This window comes from Klebsiella sp. JB_Kp042 (assembly GCF_040065275.1).
Taxonomy (GTDB): Bacteria; Pseudomonadota; Gammaproteobacteria; order Enterobacterales; family Enterobacteriaceae; genus Klebsiella; species Klebsiella quasipneumoniae.
In genome coordinates, this window is record NZ_JBEAJL010000016.1 from 133,858 (window position 1) to 151,584 (window position 17,727).

Genomic DNA, 17,727 nt, shown 5'->3' on the forward strand with positions numbered 1-17,727 from the left:
GGGACAGAAGAATTGGCTGATTTTGCGCTTATTTACCCAACTTTGCACTCATTCAAAGGGCGGCGGCGCCAGTACTTCGCGGTTACCGTTATGGCCCTGCTCGCTGACAATGCCCTGCGCTTCCATCTGTTCGATAATACGCGCGGCACGGTTATAGCCGATGCGGAACTGGCGCTGCACCCCGGAAATCGACGCTTTACGCTTCTCGGTCACAAAGCTGACCGCCTGATCGAACAGCGGATCCAGCTCTTCACCACCGTCGAAGCCACCGCCGCCGCCTTCGCTTTCGCTGTCGGAGGTAATGCCGTCTACATACTGCGGACGACCGCGGGCTTTCCAGTCCTGAACCACGGCGTGGACTTCCTGGTCGCGAACAAACGCCCCATGGACGCGCACCGGCGTGGTGGAGTTCGGACCGGAGTAGAGCATGTCCCCCATCCCGAGCAGCGATTCCGCACCGCCCTGATCCAGAATGGTACGCGAGTCAATTTTGCTCGACACGGTAAAAGCGATGCGCGTCGGAATGTTGGCCTTAATCAGACCGGTAATGACATCCACCGACGGACGCTGCGTCGCCAGCACCAGGTGGATCCCCGCCGCACGCGCTTTCTGCGCCAGGCGAGCGATCAGCTCTTCCACCTTCTTACCGACGGTCATCATCAGGTCGGCGAATTCGTCCACCAGCACCACAATGTACGGCAGCTTTTCCAGTACCGGGTGCACGGCGTCCATACTGTCGCCTGGCTTCCAGTACGGATCCGGGATCGGACGCCCCATGCGCGCCGCTTCTGCAATCTTCTCGTTATAGCCCGCCAGGTTACGCACGCCCAGCGCCGACATCAGCTTGTAGCGACGCTCCATCTCGTTGACGCTCCAGCGCAGCGCATTGGCGGCGTCTTTCATGTCGGTAACCACTTCCGTCAGCAGGTGCGGAATACCTTCGTAGACCGACAGCTCCAGCATTTTCGGGTCGATCATGATGAAACGCACATCTTCCGGCTGCGCCTTGTAGAGCATGCTGAGGATCATGGCGTTGACGCCGACCGACTTACCGGAACCGGTGGTACCGGCCACCAGCAGGTGCGGCATTTTCGCCAGATCGGCCACCACCGGATCGCCGGCGATGTCTTTACCCAGCACCACGGTCAGCGGCGACGGGTTATCACGGAACTTGCTGTTGTCGAGCACTTCACGCAGGTAGACGGTCTGGCGCTTTTTATTCGGCAGCTCAAGCCCGACATACGGTTTACCCGGGATCACCTCCACCACGCGCACGGCGACCGTGGACAGCGAACGCGCCAGATCCCGTGACAGGTTAGAGATTCGCGCCGCTTTGACGCCAGGCGCCAGATTCAGTTCGAAGCGGGTGATCACCGGCCCCGGCGAGTAGTTCACCACATCCGCTTTAATGCGGAAATCGGCGAGTCGCGCTTCCACCAGTCGTGCCATCTGCTCGAGAGCAAAGGTATCCACCGGCTCGACTTCACTGGGCGGCGGCGTAAGCAGATCCAGCGACGGCAGCGGCGTCGTCGGCTTTTGCAGCGGTCGACTATCGCCATTGCGCATCAGCAGCGGGTGGATCAGGCTCTCCTGCGGCGCAGGCGCGGCAGGCTGATGCCCCTGCGGGGTAACCGGCTGGTGCTGCGGCACGGACTGCGGCGCAGTCTGGTAAGGCTGCGGCGGTACTGGCTGATGGTGTACCGGCTGGTGCTGCGCAGGTTGATAACCCTGCTGCGGAGCGGCGGCCGGTTGTTGATAGTGCTGGGCTGGCTGCTGCGGCTGTACTTCAGGTGTCGGCGTAAACAGCGGCTCGTTCGGCCCCTCATTGACCAGAGTTTTCATCGGCGAGAATTCGTAATCCGCCGGCGAGAACGGATTGGCGCCCGGCTGCTGCTCGGAGGCGTAGCGCTGCTGCTGGGTGGCGGCAAACTGGCGCGCCAGCTCCGCTTCCGCCGCGGCGTCGGCATCATCGTCATCAGTCGCGTTATCGTCTTCCCAGCGATGGCCATAGCGCTGCTGTTGAGTGGCGGCGAACTGGCGAGCCAGTTCATCCTGCTCCATAGCATCCGCTTCCTCATCCGAGAGTAGCCCATCATCATAATGGGGGTCTCGCTCTGCCTGCCGCGCGCGCTGTTCTGCTTCCCGCTGCGACGGTAGCTTGATGCCGTAGGAGGCCAGTTCCCGACGCGTCGGGACGCGAACGCGATTAGGCCGCGGTAGTTTTGGACCAATGCCCTCTTTCACCTGTACCCGCGGTCCGCTGGAGGCCGGGCTGAACAATGGCGCCGTCGCTGCGGACGCGGCGGTCGCCGTCGTCGCGGCCGCTGAGCCGCCGCTGGCAGCCGTTGCCTGATGCACCCCGGCCGCCACCGCAGAAACCACGGTTGACTCCACGGGCGGTTTGGCCGGGGCGGCTGGCGGCGTCAGCGGTTTGGTGGCGATCGGGATTTCCGGCTCCGGAATAGGCTGATACCAGGAAGCCAGCAGCTCGCGTTCGCGCGCCCGTTTCTCTTCCACTTCCTCGAAGTAATAGAGCGGCGGACGTTTCACTTCTTCCTGCACGGCCTCAGGCTCTGGTTGCGCGGCAGGTACCGGCGCGGGCTCAGGCTGATACGCCTGCGGCGCGGGCTGGCCGGCATGCGGATCGAAACTGGGCTGCTGATACTGTGCAGGCTCGGGTTGATACCCCTGCGGCGCGGGCTGGCCGGCATGCGGATCGTAAACCGGCTGCTGATACTGTGCAGGCTCGGGTTGATACCCCTGCGGCACAGGCTGTTGCCCGGCATATGGATCGTAAACCGGCTGCTGGTGCGGCGCATGCTCGGGTTGATACCCCTGCGCCGCGGGCTGACCGGCATGCGGATCGTAAACCGGCTGCTGATACTGTGCAGGCTCGGATTGATACCCCTGCGGCGCAGGCTGTTGCCCGGCATATGGATCGTAAACCGGCTGCTGATACTGTGCAGGCTCGGGTTGATACCCCTGCGGCGCAGGCTGTTGTCCGGCATGCGGATCGTAAACCGGCTGTTGATACTGCGCCGGCTCTGGCTGATACGCCTGCGGCGCGGGTTGCCCCGCTGGCGGCTGATAAGCAGCCTGCTGGAACGGGGCGGGTTCAGGCTGGTAGGCCTGCTGCGGCGGATAGCTGGCTTCTGGCTGATAAGCCGGCGCAGCGCCCTGATGGCCCGCCGTCGACTCGCCCCACGCCTGCGGCGCGGCAGTGGCCGCCGCCGCTGCGCCCACCGGCTCAGCGATACTGTGGCCGTTCAGCAACGGATCGTAAGGGTCGAAATCGCCCGGGCGCGCGGCGCTGGCGCCGGAAAATAGCACATCATTCTCTGCGGGACGCGCGGCGCTGGCGCCGGAAAACAGTACATCGTCGGCGGCGACAGGCGCACCGCTGGCGCTGTACTGCACGGCCTCTTCCCCGTCGTCCATCCGTTTGCCGGAGAAAAGCGCCGCGTCGGTTTTACGCCCCGTAGGGTTGGTAAACTTCTCGGCCAGACGTTTACGCCGCGCCAGCGCGCTGCGCAAGATACGGGCCCGACGCGACTCCTGGGGGGTTGCCGCCTCTTCGTCGTCGTACTCTTCATCGTCGTCTTCGTATTCGCCTTCATCGACCCAGGTATCATCCCGACGGGTGCGGTTGCTGGCAAAGGTGAGTACGGACAGGATGCCGCCGCCCAGTTTTTCCGCAATGCTGACCCACGACCAGCCGGTAAACAGCGTCAGGCCGGCCGCCCAGATGCACAACAGAGCGATGGTGCCGCCGCTGCTGTGCAGCAGCGGTTGCAGGGTGGTGCTCAGCAGGCTGCCGATCACCCCGCCAGAGGCAAAGTACCAGATATCATCGGCGTTAATCGCCGCCAGACCGCAGGAGGTCAGGATCAGGGCTAACGCACCGATGAGACGCAGAGAAACGGCGAAATAATCAATGTATTCGTCGTTTTCCTGATGCCGCCAGGCAAACCAGCATCCGCCGATGATGATCACCGGGATGGTATAGGCCATGACGCCAAAAATGAAAAACAGGGTATCGGCAAGCCACGCGCCGGGGGCGCCGCCTAAATTATGAATAGGCTCATGCCATGCCGTTTGCGACCAGCTTGGGTCCGAGGGGTTAAAGCTCAGTAATGCCGCCATCAGCCAGATGGCGAAGAGGGAGCAAAGGATGAGCATCGCCTCAAGGAGTCGGCGCCCGCTGCTGAGTTTGGTAAGTTTGACTTCTTTGTCTTCGGTGTATTCCTGGCTCAAGAAAGGCTCTCCAGGTATCAGGCTGTTTCCTGCCTGCTGCTAAAACGGACAACAGCGCCGGGTCTCCCCGGCACTGTTGCTGTATGGATTAACAGGAGTGTAATCAAACTACGTCGAGTTTGCACCTGTTCCGTGTTAGCGCGTCTTAATAACCAGGCGATTACTTTGCTTGACTTCTTCCATTACCACATAGGTACGGGTGTCGTTAACGCCCGGCAGGCGCAGCAAGGTCTCGCCCAGTAATTTACGATACGCTGACATATCCGGTACGCGGGTTTTCAACAGATAGTCGAAATCACCGGAAACCAGATGACACTCTTGAATTTCTTCAAGTTTTTGCACTGCGGCGTTAAATTGCTCAAACACATCCGGTGCGCCACGATTCAGAGTAATCTCAACAAATACCAGAAGTGATGCATCCAGATAATGCGGGTTGAGCAGCGCCGTATAGCCCTGAATAAAACCCTGTCTTTCAAGACGACGCACACGCTCAAGGCAAGGCGTCGGAGAAAGTCCCACCCGTTTAGAAAGCTCGACGTTAGAAATTCGCCCATCTTTTTGCAATTCATTCAGAATGTTACGATCAATGCGGTCGAGATCTTTGCCAGGGCGCTTCTTGCTATCTACCATTATTATTGTCTCTCTGTATTCCTTCCCTACTCCTGTTCCGGCTCTGTGCCTTCACTGCCAGAGCCCATCCTGTTATTACCCGTACGACATTAGGTAACCCAGGGGTACGTGAGAAGCCCGTTGCCTGACGGCAGTCACCGATATCACGCATGGCGTCTGTCCACACCATGCGTAGATTTCGTTAACCCGGATAAAAATGGCATTTGCGTGCATGAAAATTCGCCGCACGCCAAATACTGCTTTTCTTCTTCCTTGAATGTTTTCGCAAAAGCACAGGGGATTGTCAAAGCAAAACATCGATTTTTAGTACAAGATGCCAGATATTCATCATCCACCCTGGTTGATTCTCATTTTTTCGTCTTATAATTGTCCCGCCAACAGTAGAAATAGTTATATTCCTTGCCGGGAAAATCGCCAATTCATCGGCCGCTTCTATTGCACACATCGTTAACAAAATCGCTGCGCTCTTTTTTTACGACAACAAATTCCCTACAATCCCAGCCCAATGTATGCCAATTATTATGGGGATCTCATGGGCACAGCCAAACACAGTAAACTGCTTATTCTTGGTTCTGGACCTGCGGGATACACCGCGGCGGTCTATGCCGCGCGCGCCAACCTGCAGCCGGTGCTGATCACCGGGATGGAAAAAGGCGGTCAGCTGACCACCACGACGGAAGTGGAAAACTGGCCAGGCGATCCGAACGATTTGACCGGTCCGCTGCTGATGGAGCGCATGCACGAGCATGCCGCGAAATTTGAAACCGAGATTATTTTCGACCATATCAGCCGCGTCGACCTGCAAAACCGGCCGTTCCGTCTGACCGGCGACAGCGGCGAATACACCTGTGACGCGCTGATTATCGCCACCGGCGCTTCAGCCCGTTACCTGGGTCTGCCTTCCGAAGAAGCCTTCAAGGGCCGCGGCGTTTCCGCGTGCGCCACCTGTGATGGATTCTTCTATCGCAACCAGAAAGTGGCGGTGATCGGCGGCGGCAACACCGCGGTTGAAGAGGCCCTGTATCTGTCGAACATCGCCTCTGAGGTACATCTGATCCACCGTCGCGATTCCTTCCGTGCGGAAAAAATCCTCATCAAACGCCTGATGGACAAAGTGGCAAGCGGCAACATCGTGCTGCATACCGATCGCACCCTCGAAGAGGTGACCGGCGACCAGATGGGCGTCAGCGGCCTGCGTCTGCGCGATACCAAAAACAGCGACAACGTCGAGTCCCTGGAAGTAGCCGGTCTGTTTGTCGCCATCGGCCACAGCCCGAACACCGCCATCTTTGAAGGTCAGCTGGAGCTGGAGAACGGCTACGTCAAAGTGCAGTCCGGTATCCACGGCAATGCGACCCAGACCAGCATCCCGGGCGTGTTTGCCGCCGGCGATGTCATGGACCATATTTATCGTCAGGCTATCACCTCCGCCGGCACCGGCTGCATGGCGGCGCTGGACGCTGAACGTTACCTCGACGGTCTGGCTGACGCGTGCAAATAATCTTTACAAGTCAGTAACAAAGGTAAAGAAGGCGACGAAAAGTCGCCTTTATTTTTGCCGCGATGTAACATTGCCGTGCCCAATATTCCCATAACGACACCTGCTAAGCGCGCAATGAATAAAACCCGTCAACAAGAGTTAACCCGCTGGTTAAAACAGCAAAGCATTATCTCCCGTCGCTGGTTGATGATTTCCCGCCTCCTCGGCGTGGCGAGCGGTCTGCTGATCGTGGCGCAGGCCTGGTTCCTGGCGCGGATCCTGCACCGCATGGTGATGGAGAATATTCCTGCGACCGCCCTGCTGCTGCCGCTGACCCTGCTGGTGCTGACCTTTGTGCTGCGCGCCTGGGTGGTCTGGCTGCGTGAACGGGTCGGCTTTCAGGCCGGGCAGCATATTCGCTATGAAATTCGCCGCCAGGTGCTCGACCGTCTCCAGCAGGCGGGCCCGGCGTGGATCCAGGGTAAACCGGCCGGCAGCTGGGCGACGCTTATCCTCGAGCAAATCGACGATATGCATGACTATTATGCCCGCTACCTGCCGCAGATGACGCTGGCGGCCTGCGTGCCGCTGCTGATCGTTATCACTATTTTCCCGATCAACTGGGCCGCCGCGCTGATCCTCCTCGGCACCGCGCCGCTGATCCCCCTGTTCATGGCCCTGGTTGGGATGGGCGCCGCCGATGCCAACCGGCGTAACTTCCAGGCGCTGGCCCGCCTCAGCGGCCACTTCCTCGACCGTCTGCGCGGCATGGAAACCTTGCGTATTTTTCACCGCGGTCAGGCCGAAACGGATAATATTCGCGACGCCTCGCAGGACTTTCGCCAACGCACCATGGAAGTCCTGCGCCTGGCGTTCCTCTCCTCCGGAGTACTGGAGTTTTTCACCTCGCTCTCCATTGCGCTGGTAGCGGTTTATTTCGGCTTCTCATACCTTGGCGAGCTTAACTTCGGCAACTATGGCGCGGGCGTCACGCTGATGGCGGGCTTCCTGACGCTGATCCTCGCCCCGGAGTTTTTCCAGCCATTACGCGACCTGGGCACCTTCTACCATGCCAAAGCCCAGGCCGTCGGCGCTGCGGACAGTCTGAAAACGTTTATGGAAACCCCGCTGACCCAGGTGGAGCGTGGCGAAAAAACCTTAAATGATAACGATCTGATTGGCGTGGAAGCGCGCGATCTGCTGATTAAATCTCCCGACGGGAAAGTCCTCGCCGGGCCGCTGAATTTTTCACTGCCTGCAGGCGCGCGGGTGGTGCTGGTGGGGCAGAGCGGCTCAGGGAAAAGTTCCCTGCTGAACACCCTGCTCGGCTTTTTGCCCTATGAAGGTTCGCTGAAGGTCAACGGCGTGGAGCTGCGCGAGCTGGACGCCGATCGCTGGCGTCGCCTGTTAAGCTGGGTGGGGCAGAATCCCCAGCTTCCTGCCGCCACGCTGCGGGAAAATGTGCTGCTGGCGTGGCCGGAAGCCAGCGATGCCCAGCTTCGGCTGGCGCTGGACAAGGCCTGGGTGAGCGAGTTTATCGCTCTGCTGCCGGATGGGATCCATACCGCCGTGGGCGATCAGGCGGGCCGTCTGTCGGTCGGCCAGGCGCAGCGTATCGCGGTCGCCCGCGCGCTGTTGGTGCCGTGCCGCCTGCTGCTGCTGGATGAACCCGCCGCCAGCCTCGACGCCCATAGCGAACAACGGGTCATGCAGGCGTTGACCCACGCCTCCACCCAGCAAACCACGCTGCTGGTTACCCATCAGCTTGAGGGACTGGCGGACTGGGATGCCGTCTGGGTGATGCAGGACGGACAGATTATCGAACAAGGCGACTACGCCACGCTGGCCCGCGCCGGCGGGGTCTTCTCGGCGCTGTTGGCCCATCGTCAGGAGGAGATTTAAATGCGCGCGCTCTTACCCTATCTGGCACTGTATAAACGCCACAAATGGATGCTGCTGCTCGGCATCGTACTGGCTATTGTGACCCTGCTGGCCAGTATCGGCCTGCTGACGCTCTCCGGCTGGTTTCTCTCCGCCTCTGCAGTGGTGGGCGTCGCCGGGATCTACAGTTTTAACTATATGCTGCCCGCCGCGGGCGTCCGCGGCGCAGCGATTATCCGTACCGCCGGACGCTATTTCGAGCGTCTGGTCAGCCACGATGCCACCTTCCGCGTGCTGCAGCACCTGCGCGTCTTCACCTTCAGCAAACTGCTCCCCCTCTCTCCGGCGGGGCTGGCGCGCTTTCGCCAGGGTGAACTGCTCAACCGCGTAGTCGCCGACGTCGACACTCTGGATCATCTCTACCTGCGGGTCATTTCGCCGCTGGTCGGCGCGCTGGTGGTGATTGTGGTGGTGACCTGCGGATTAAGCCTGCTCGACGTTACCCTCGCGCTGACGCTCGGCGGCATCATGCTGGTGACCCTGCTGGTTATGCCGCCGCTGTTCTATCGCGCCGGTAAACCGGCCGGAGAGAGTATGACCCAGCTGCGCGGCCAGTATCGGCAACAGCTTACCGCCTGGCTGCAGGGCCAGGCGGAGCTGATGGTGTTTAACGCCAGCGACCGCTATCGCGCGCAAATGGAAAAAACCGAGCTCAGCTGGCAGGACGCGCAGCGTCGCCAGGCCGAGCTGACCGCGCTTTCACAGGCGCTAATGCTGTTAATCGGCGGAATCGCCGTGGTGGCCATGCTCTGGCTGGCCTCAGACGGCGTCGGCGGCAACAGTCAGCCCGGGGCGCTGATCGCCCTGTTCGTCTTCTGCGCCCTGGCGGCTTTCGAAGCCCTGGCGCCCGTCACCGGCGCTTTCCAGCATTTAGGTCAGGTGATCGCCTCCGCGCTGCGGATCTCGCAGATCACTGACCAGCAGCCGGAAGTCTCCTTCGTTGAGGGCGAAGCCAGCAGGCCTGCGCAGGTGGCCTTAACCTTCAGGCAGGTCACCTTCCGCTACCCGCAGCAGCCCTCCCCCGCCCTGGAGAACATCTCCCTGCAGATTGCCGCCGGGGAACATATCGCTATTCTTGGCCGAACCGGCTGCGGAAAGTCGACGCTTTTGCAGTTGCTCACCCGCGCATGGGATCCGGCGCAGGGAGAGATATTGCTCAACGACCAGCCGCTGTCCGGGCTGAGCGAAGCCACCCTGCGGCAGTCAATGAGCGTGGTGCCGCAGCGCGTGCATCTGTTCAGCGCCACCCTGCGCGACAACCTGCGGCTGGCGGCGCCTGAGGCTGATGACACTCTGCTCTGCGCCACCCTTGAGAAGGTAGGCCTGGAAAAACTGCTGGAAGATGGCGGACTCAACGGCTGGCTGGGCGAAGGCGGACGCCAGCTTTCCGGCGGCGAACTGCGCCGGCTGGCCATCGCCCGCGCGCTGCTCCACGATGCGCCGCTGATGCTGCTGGATGAACCGACAGAAGGTCTGGATGCCGCCACCGAAAGCCAGATCCTGCATCTGCTGGCGGAAGTCATGCGCGAGAAGACCGTGCTGATGGTCACCCACCGCCTGCGAGGCCTGGCTCGTTTTAATCAGATAATAGTCATGGACAACGGCCAGATAATTGAGCAAGGTAGTCACGCGGAGCTGCTCGCTAAACAGGGCCGGTACTTCCAGTTTAAACAGCGTCTGTAGGCTATTATCTAATTTTTGCTGATGCGTATTGAGGTTAAAATGCGTCTGGTTCAGCTCTCCCGGCATTCTATCGCCTTCCCTTCTCCGGAAGGCGCCCTGCGTGAACCTAACGGCCTGCTGGCGCTCGGCGGCGATCTAAGCCCCGCGCGTCTGCTGATGGCCTATCAGCGTGGTATTTTTCCCTGGTTTTCCCCCGGCGACCCGATCCTCTGGTGGTCGCCCGATCCCCGGGCAGTGCTTTGGCCGGAACAGTTCCATCTCAGCCGCAGCATGAAGCGCTTTCATCAGCGCTCCCCCTACCGCGTCACGCTCAATCATGCCTTTGGCGCGGTGATTGAGGGCTGCGCCAGCGATCGTGACGAAGGCACCTGGATAACCAGCAGCATCGTTCGCGCCTATCACCAGCTGCATGAGCTGGGCCATGCCCACTCCATTGAAGTCTGGCAGGAGAATACCCTGGTGGGGGGAATGTACGGCGTGGCGCAGGGGGCGTTGTTTTGCGGCGAGTCGATGTTCAGCCGGGCGGAAAATGCCTCTAAAACCGCGCTGCTGGTATTTTGCCAGGACTTTGCGCAGAGCGGCGGTAAATTAATTGACTGTCAGGTGCTGAACAACCACACCGCGTCATTAGGCGCAGTGGATATTCCCCGCCGCGATTATCTGGACTATCTCTCGGTATTACGCGGCTACCGTCTACCCGAGCGATTTTGGGTACCACGGGTGCTATTTCCGGGCGGATAATAAAATGTTTTCAGCACATTTTGCGTCAGGATGGTATAATTGCGCGGTAGAGTAGCTTCTGCCTGTTGCCCCGCCGCCGTTTGGGAATAATAAGAGTCAGATAACGCCCATCGTTCTGTCACTCCCCTTTACGTTTGCGCCTGTCACGCGGCATGGCCGTGTGTGTCCCGGGCAATGCGCCAAAACTACTTCGGCGATTCATACCCGTCATATTTCCATTGCCGGCGTGCTGACTGCGCGCCTTGCGGTAAGGTGAATGATTCAGGGTAGACACGTAAAACTTTACTTACATGATGAACTTCGGCATTATCTTGCCGGTTCAAAACTACGGTAGTGATACCCCAGAGGACTAGATGGCCAAAGAAGACAATATTGAAATGCAGGGCACCGTACTTGAAACGTTGCCTAACACTATGTTCCGCGTAGAACTGGAAAACGGTCACGTGGTAACCGCGCATATCTCCGGTAAAATGCGTAAAAACTACATCCGCATTCTGACGGGCGACAAAGTGACTGTTGAGCTGACCCCGTACGACCTGAGCAAAGGCCGCATTGTCTTCCGTAGTCGCTGATTGTTTTCGCCACTAAGGCGTCAGATGCTGAAGGCCGGGATAATTCCCGGTCTTTTCATTTCTACCGCCAGCCAGCAAAAAAAAACCGGCCAGTGGCCGGTTTTTACATGCAAGATATCGCCTTAGTGGGCGGCTTCCGGTTTGTGCTTCGGCGCGCTCTGGAAGTCGTAAGTCAGCGTATTTTTCACGCTGTCCAGAGAGACCGTCACCTGCCCCCCGTCGACCAGCGAGCCAAACAGCAGCTCGTTCGCCAGCGGTTTTTTCAGGTTGTCCTGAATGACGCGTCCCATCGGACGTGCCCCCATCGCCCGGTCGTAGCCTTTTTCCGCCAGCCAGTCGCGCGCTTCCTGGCTGACTTCCAGGGAGACGCCTTTCTGATCCAGCTGAACCTGCAGCTCGACGATAAACTTGTCGACAACCTGATGGATCACCGTGGTGGAGAGGTGATCGAACCAGATAATGTTGTCGAGACGGTTACGGAACTCCGGCGTAAAGATCTTCTTGATCTCATCCATTGCATCCGGACTGTTGTCCTGCTGAATAAGGCCAATCGATTTACGCTCGGTTTCCCGCACCCCGGCGTTGGTGGTCATCACCAGCACCACGTTGCGGAAGTCCGCTTTACGTCCGTTGTTATCGGTCAGCGTTCCGTTATCCATCACCTGCAGCAGCAGGTTGAACACGTCCGGATGCGCTTTTTCGATCTCATCGAGCAGCAGCACCGCGTGCGGATGTTTAATCACCGCATCGGTCAGCAGCCCGCCCTGGTCGAAGCCGACGTAGCCCGGAGGCGCCCCGATTAAACGGCTGACGGTATGACGTTCCATATATTCGGACATATCAAAACGCAGCAGCTCGATACCCAGCGCCTTCGCCAGCTGCACGGTCACTTCGGTTTTCCCCACCCCGGTCGGCCCGGCGAACAGGAATGAACCCACCGGCTTGTGCTCATGGCCCAGCCCGGCGCGCGCCATTTTGATGGCTTCCGTCAGCGCCTCGATGGCCTTATCCTGACCAAAGACCAGCATTTTCAGTCGATCGCCAAGGTTTTTCAGCGTATCGCGATCGCTGCGGGAGACGCTCTTCTCAGGGATCCGCGCAATGCGCGCCACCACTGACTCGATATCCGCCACATTGACCGTTTTCTTACGCTTGCTGACCGGCATTAAGCGCGCCCGCGCCCCTGCCTCGTCAATCACGTCAATCGCCTTATCCGGCAGATGACGATCGTTAATGTATTTCACCGCCAGCTCAACCGCGGCACGTACCGCCTTGGCGGTATAACGCACATCGTGGTGCGCTTCGTACTTCGGCTTCAGGCCGTTGATAATCTGGACGGTCTCTTCCACCGACGGTTCGGTAATATCAATTTTCTGGAAACGGCGGGCCAGCGCACGATCTTTCTCAAAGATGTTGCTGAACTCCTGGTAAGTGGTGGAGCCAATCACCCGGATCTTGCCGCTGGAAAGCAGCGGTTTGATCAGGTTAGCCGCATCGACCTGACCGCCAGACGCCGCCCCCGCACCGATGATGGTGTGGATCTCATCAATGAAAAGGATGCTGTTGGTATCCTGCTCCAGCTGTTTGAGCAACGCTTTAAAGCGTTTTTCAAAATCGCCACGGTATTTCGTCCCGGCCAGCAGAGAACCAATATCGAGCGAGTAGATGGTGCAGTCAGCCATGACTTCCGGCACATCGCCCTGCACAATACGCCAGGCAAGGCCTTCGGCGATGGCGGTTTTACCGACGCCGGATTCCCCCACCAGCAGCGGGTTATTTTTACGCCGACGGCACAGAACCTGAATGGCGCGCTCCAGCTCTTTTTCACGGCCGATCAGGGGATCAATGCCGCCGACGCGAGCAAGCTGATTGAGGTTGGTGGTGAAGTTTTCCATACGTTCCTCCCCGCCGGCTTGCTCTTCATTGCCAGGCTGGCTTCCGCTGTTATCGGAAGACTGGCTCGGCTCGTCTTTGCGTGTACCATGAGAAATGAAGTTCACCACATCGAGTCGGCTCACTTCATGTTTACGCAGCAGGTAGGCGGCCTGCGACTCCTGCTCGCTGAAAATCGCCACCAGCACGTTGGCGCCGGTCACTTCGCTGCGGCCAGAAGATTGCACGTGGAAGACGGCGCGCTGCAGCACACGCTGGAAGCTCAGCGTCGGCTGGGTGTCGCGCTCTTCTTCCGTGGCTGGCAGGACGGGTGTGGTTTGTTCGATGAAGGCTTCAAGTTCCTGACGCAATGCCACCAGGTCCACTGAACACGCTTCCAGGGCCTCACGGGCCGAGGGGTTGCTTAGCAGAGCCAGCAGCAAGTGCTCGACGGTCATAAACTCATGACGGTGCTCGCGCGCTCTGGCGAAAGCCATATTTAAACTGAGTTCCAGTTCTTGATTGAGCATAGGCACCTCCCCCAATTTTCATGCCTGTATTCAGGCTTTTTCCAGCGTACACAGCAATGGATGCTCGTTCTCCCTCGCGTACTGATTCACCATAGCGACTTTGGTCTCCGCCACTTCCGCGGTAAACACGCCACAAATCGCCTTACCTTCATAGTGAACCGTGAGCATCAGTTGCGTTGCACGTTCAACATCATAAGAAAAGAATTTTTGTAACACGTCAATAACAAACTCCATTGGAGTGTAGTCATCATTGACCAATATCACTTTATACATAGATGGCGGTTTAATCGCATCACGAACTTCGTCGTCAACCAGGTGCTCGAAGTCCAGCCAATCTCTCTTACTCATCGTCAGTGTTCATCATCGGTTGCTGTTGCCAACAGGCGGAGGCCTGTCGATGACCAGAGGTTATGCTCATCACAAATCTACAACAGATCATAGATAACTATCATCTATCGCTTCTATCCGCGACGGCTGTCACATTCCCCGGCAATAGCGTTAACTGCTTCAAATTTTGACGCATTTTTCGCCGCTCCCCCTCCTCAATCGCTTGACGCGTTTTCGTATTTCTCTAAATTGTAGTGGCGAGAGTTGGCGAGCAATTGAACAACTCGTCACTCCACCACCGGTTCATTCCATCTTACTAATAAAGATTTACGAAGGATGTCGAAGTATGGAAATGGGTACTGTTAAGTGGTTCAACAATGCCAAAGGGTTCGGTTTTATCTGCCCTGAGGGCGGCGGCGAAGACATTTTCGCCCATTACTCCACCATCCAGATGGATGGTTACAGAACGCTAAAAGCCGGACAAGCCGTTCGGTTTGATGTTCACCAGGGGCCAAAAGGCAACCACGCCAGCGTGATCGTCCCTGTGGAAGCGGAAACGGCTGCATAACTCTTTTGCTTCATTGTGTACATCCTGCTAATAAAATGCCAGTCCTTCTGACTGGCATTTTTATTTCTCATCCCGACTACTCCCGCGCCAGGGCATCCACCGGATCGAGCCGCGCCGCATTGCGCGCCGGCAGCCACCCAAACAGCACCCCGGTTAACGTCGAACAGAGAAACGCTGTCACCAGCGCCAGCGGCGAAAAACCGATCTCCCAGCCGGGGAGAAACAGCTGCAGAATAAACGCAATCATCAGCGACAATGTCACCCCCAGCGCGCCGCCGACCAGGCAAACCAGCACCGCTTCGATGAGAAACTGCTGCAGCACATCGCTGGCCCGGGCGCCAACCGCCATGCGGATGCCTATCTCACGCGTTCGTTCGGTCACCGACACCAGCATAATATTCATCACGCCAATCCCGCCGACCACCAGGGCGATCACCGCCACCAATGTGAGGAACAGCTGTAAGGTATGTGTGGTCCTTTCGGCGGTTTTCAAGATGCTGTCCATATTCCAGGTGAATACATCTTTTTTACCATGCCGCAGCTCCAGCAAACGCAGCAGCTGTTTTTCAGCGGTGTCGCTGTCATAGCCTTCATGAACGCGAACGGTGATCGAGTTCAGCCACGACTGGCCCATCACCCTTCCCGCCATGGTGGTGTAGGGCAACCAGACGCGGAGAATTTTACTGCTGCCGAACATCGACTGCTTTTCATCCGCAACGCCAATCACCGTGGCCGGCATATTGCCCACCAGAATCACCTCGCCCACCACTTTTGCTTTATTGGGAAACAGCTGGCGACGGGTATTGCTGTCGAGCACCACCACCTGCGCCCGGCTGTTGAGCTGCAGCTCATTAAAGGTATTGCCCTCGCTAAAGGTCATGCCGTAAACATTAAAGTATTGCGGCCCCACCCCTTCCGCGCTGGCGGCAACGTCAATATTGTTGGCGCGCAGACGCAGGCTTTTTGACACCGCCGGCGTAGCTGAACGCACCCACGGCTGTTTCTGGATCGCCAGCAAGTCGTCATACTTCAGCGCCTGCTGATAGCGCGGGTCGTCATCGCCAAAATCCTTGCCAGGGTAGACGTCAATGGTATTGGTGCCTATCGCGCGAATATCTGCCAGCACCATTTGTTTGGCGGCATCGCCCACCACGACGATCGACACCACCGAGGCAATCCCAATAATAATGCCGAGCATGGTCAGCAGGGTGCGCATTTTATTCGCCGCCATCGCCCGCCAGGCCATGACCAGCGCCTCGCGAAAGCCGCTGGTGAACTGACGCCACGCCGAGGGCTCCTCCTGCTGACGGGCGCGCAGCCCACCGCCCTGGCGGCTGGCGGAGGGGTTGCGGACGATTTCGCCATCGCGGATCTCGACGATCCGCTCCGCCTGAGCGGCGACCTGCGGATCGTGAGTGACAATGATGACCGTGTGCCCCTGCGCTTTCAGCTGGTGCAGGATCGCCATCACCTCTTCGCCGGAATGGCTGTCCAGCGCGCCGGTCGGCTCATCGGCGAGGATCACTTCCCCACCGTTCATCAGGGCGCGGGCGATACTGACCCGCTGCTGTTGGCCGCCGGACAGCTGCGACGGCTGATAGTCGGCGCGATCGCCAAGCCCCAGGCGCGCCAGCAGCTCATGAGCGCGCGCCAGGCGCGCCCGCCGTTCACTGCCGGCATACACCGCCGGCACTTCGACGTTCTGCGCGGCGGTCAAATGCGACAGCAGGTGATAGCGTTGAAAGATAAAACCAAAGTGTTCCCGCCGCAGACGGGCCAGCGCATCGCCATCCAGCTGCGCAATATCGGTTCCGGCCACCCGATAGGTGCCGCTGGTGGGTTTATCAAGGCAGCCAAGGATGTTCATCAGCGTTGATTTACCCGAGCCGGAGGCGCCCACGATCGCCACCATCTCCCCGGCATGGATACTGAGGGTGATCCCCTTGAGGACCTCAACGCTGCCGTCGCCGGAAGGATAGCTGCGACGAATATCACGCAGCTCGAGCAGGGCCGTCATTTTGCCGCCCCGCTCGCGCTCTCGCCGACGATCACCTCATCCCCCTCTTCAAGTCCCTGCACCACCGCGACGTCGGTATCATTGCGCGCGCCAATGACAATCTCACGCTCTTTGACCTCGCCGGTACGCAACAGCCGGACGTGGTAGCGGTTATCACCGACCGCATCGCCCAGGGCGCTCAGCGGGATGGTGATCACGTTCTTCACCTCGGCCAGTTGAATATGCACCTGCGCGGTCATGTCGAGGCGCAGGATCCCCTGCGGGTTCGGGACCTCGAAGCGGGCATAATAGAAGATGGCGTCGTTGACTTTTTCCGGCGTCGGCAGAATGTCCTTCAGCTTGCCTTCATAGCGAGTTAACGGGTCGCCCAGCACGGTAAACCACGCCTTTTGCCCAGGTCTGAGATGGATGACATCCGCTTCGGAGACCTGCGCTTTAACCAGCATGGTGCTGAGGTCCGCCAGGGTCAGAATGTTCGGCGCCTGCTGGGCAGCGATCACCGTCTGTCCCTGCAGGGTGGTAATTTGCGTCACTTCGCCAGCCATCGGCGCCAGGATCCGCGTGTAGTCGAGGTTGGTCTTCGCGGTGTCGAGCGTCGCCTGGTTGCGCTTAATTTGCGCTTCGATGGTGCCGATTTGCGCCTGTTTCACCGCCAGGTCGGTGGCCGCGGTATCGAGGTCCTGTCGCGAGACCAGCTGGCGCTGCGCCAGCTGCTGCTGACGGGCCAGGGTCACCTGCGCCAGCTTACTCTCCGCGCGCGCCTGATTGAGCTGGGCGCGCAGTTCCATCAACGTCGCTTCCACCTCTTTGATCTGGTTTTGCGCCTGCTCAGGATCGATAACCCCCAGCAGTTGGTCCTTTTTGACCTTATCGCCGATATTCACGTGCAGCGTCTTCAGCTGCCCGCTGACCTGGGCGCCGACGTCAACTTTTCGCAGGGCATCCAGCTTGCCGGTAGCCAGCACGCTCTGCTGGAGGTCGCCTTTGCGCACCACCAGTGTCTGGTAGTGCGGCAGCGGCGCGTTGAGGATCTGCCATCCCCAGACAGCCAGACCCAGCACCACGATCGCCAACAGCCACCAGACGGTCCTGCGTTTTCCCTTCACTTTCAT

12 protein-coding genes are annotated in these 17,727 nt (G+C 59.0%); 6 read left to right on the forward strand and 6 right to left on the reverse strand.

All coding sequences use genetic code 11. From position 1 onward, the window contains the following. Window positions 1-48 precede the first annotated feature (48 nt). On the reverse strand, window positions 49-4,254 hold the full coding sequence (gene ftsK / locus ABLV54_RS05870; protein ID WP_348813778.1) for a DNA translocase FtsK: 4,206 nt from the start codon (window positions 4,252-4,254) through the stop codon (window positions 49-51). A 135-nt stretch (window positions 4,255-4,389) separates the two neighbouring features. Then, window positions 4,390-4,884 carry a leucine-responsive transcriptional regulator Lrp gene (gene lrp, locus ABLV54_RS05875; RefSeq protein WP_000228469.1) on the reverse strand — a complete coding sequence of 165 codons (495 nt, stop codon included), beginning with the start codon at window positions 4,882-4,884 and terminating at the stop codon, window positions 4,390-4,392. Window positions 4,885-5,416: 532 nt separating this feature from the next. On the opposite strand from lrp, the gene trxB reads away from it, so the two are divergent. The 5 genes from trxB (at window position 5,417) to infA (ending at window position 11,301) form a co-directional block, all read left to right on the forward strand. Further along, a complete protein-coding gene (gene trxB / locus ABLV54_RS05880) occupies window positions 5,417-6,385 on the forward strand; it encodes a thioredoxin-disulfide reductase (RefSeq protein ID WP_050532920.1) in 969 nt (322 codons plus the stop codon). Between the two features lie 114 nt (window positions 6,386-6,499). After that, window positions 6,500-8,266: a cysteine/glutathione ABC transporter permease/ATP-binding protein CydD gene (cydD, locus tag ABLV54_RS05885; RefSeq protein ID WP_050532921.1), complete on the forward strand. Its 1,767-nt coding sequence runs from the start codon at window positions 6,500-6,502 to the stop codon at window positions 8,264-8,266. Further along, window positions 8,267-9,988, forward strand: a complete 1,722-nt coding sequence (gene cydC, locus ABLV54_RS05890) for a cysteine/glutathione ABC transporter ATP-binding protein/permease CydC (RefSeq protein WP_023289007.1) — start codon at window positions 8,267-8,269, stop codon at window positions 9,986-9,988. Between the two features lie 39 nt (window positions 9,989-10,027). Then, window positions 10,028-10,729: a leucyl/phenylalanyl-tRNA--protein transferase gene (gene aat, locus ABLV54_RS05895; protein WP_049014702.1), complete on the forward strand. Its 702-nt coding sequence runs from the start codon at window positions 10,028-10,030 to the stop codon at window positions 10,727-10,729. 353 nt (window positions 10,730-11,082) lie between these two features. Further along, entirely contained in the window at window positions 11,083-11,301 is a 219-nt protein-coding gene (gene infA / locus ABLV54_RS05900; RefSeq protein WP_001040187.1) for a translation initiation factor IF-1, read from the forward strand. A gap of 122 nt (window positions 11,302-11,423) precedes the next feature. Here the strand turns inward: infA and clpA are convergent, their stop codons facing one another. Further along, on the reverse strand, window positions 11,424-13,703 hold the full coding sequence (gene clpA / locus ABLV54_RS05905; protein WP_032455257.1) for an ATP-dependent Clp protease ATP-binding subunit ClpA: 2,280 nt from the start codon (window positions 13,701-13,703) through the stop codon (window positions 11,424-11,426). Between the two features lie 30 nt (window positions 13,704-13,733). Further along, on the reverse strand, window positions 13,734-14,051 hold the full coding sequence (clpS, locus tag ABLV54_RS05910) for an ATP-dependent Clp protease adapter ClpS (RefSeq protein ID WP_002896520.1): 318 nt from the start codon (window positions 14,049-14,051) through the stop codon (window positions 13,734-13,736). A gap of 325 nt (window positions 14,052-14,376) precedes the next feature. Here clpS and cspD point away from each other — a divergent pair, with 325 nt between their 5' ends. Next, window positions 14,377-14,598 (forward strand): cold shock-like protein CspD, encoded by a 222-nt coding sequence (gene cspD, locus ABLV54_RS05915; protein WP_002896516.1) that lies wholly within the window; start codon window positions 14,377-14,379, stop codon window positions 14,596-14,598. A 76-nt stretch (window positions 14,599-14,674) separates the two neighbouring features. Here cspD and macB read toward each other — a convergent pair whose 3' ends face one another. Together macB and macA are read right to left on the reverse strand one after the other, a co-directional pair. Continuing rightward, on the reverse strand, window positions 14,675-16,615 hold the full coding sequence (macB, locus tag ABLV54_RS05920; RefSeq protein WP_044521907.1) for a macrolide ABC transporter ATP-binding protein/permease MacB: 1,941 nt from the start codon (window positions 16,613-16,615) through the stop codon (window positions 14,675-14,677). After that, window positions 16,612-17,727 (reverse strand): macrolide transporter subunit MacA, encoded by a 1,116-nt coding sequence (gene macA, locus ABLV54_RS05925; protein WP_050532922.1) that lies wholly within the window; start codon window positions 17,725-17,727, stop codon window positions 16,612-16,614. The genes macB and macA overlap by 4 nt, the downstream gene beginning before the upstream one ends.

Coding starts and splice junctions, on each gene's coding strand:
- lrp (WP_000228469.1), bottom strand. CDS start 4,884: ATGGTAGATAGCAAGAAGCGCCCTGGCAAAGATCTCGACCGCATTGAT.
- trxB (WP_050532920.1), top strand. CDS start 5,417: ATGGGCACAGCCAAACACAGTAAACTGCTTATTCTTGGTTCTGGACCT.
- cydD (WP_050532921.1), top strand. CDS start 6,500: ATGAATAAAACCCGTCAACAAGAGTTAACCCGCTGGTTAAAACAGCAA.
- cydC (WP_023289007.1), top strand. CDS start 8,267: ATGCGCGCGCTCTTACCCTATCTGGCACTGTATAAACGCCACAAATGG.
- aat (WP_049014702.1), top strand. CDS start 10,028: ATGCGTCTGGTTCAGCTCTCCCGGCATTCTATCGCCTTCCCTTCTCCG.
- infA (WP_001040187.1), top strand. CDS start 11,083: ATGGCCAAAGAAGACAATATTGAAATGCAGGGCACCGTACTTGAAACG.
- clpA (WP_032455257.1), bottom strand. CDS start 13,703: ATGCTCAATCAAGAACTGGAACTCAGTTTAAATATGGCTTTCGCCAGA.
- clpS (WP_002896520.1), bottom strand. CDS start 14,051: ATGAGTAAGAGAGATTGGCTGGACTTCGAGCACCTGGTTGACGACGAA.
- cspD (WP_002896516.1), top strand. CDS start 14,377: ATGGAAATGGGTACTGTTAAGTGGTTCAACAATGCCAAAGGGTTCGGT.
- macB (WP_044521907.1), bottom strand. CDS start 16,615: ATGACGGCCCTGCTCGAGCTGCGTGATATTCGTCGCAGCTATCCTTCC.
- macA (WP_050532922.1), bottom strand. CDS start 17,727: ATGAAAGTGAAGGGAAAACGCAGGACCGTCTGGTGGCTGTTGGCGATC.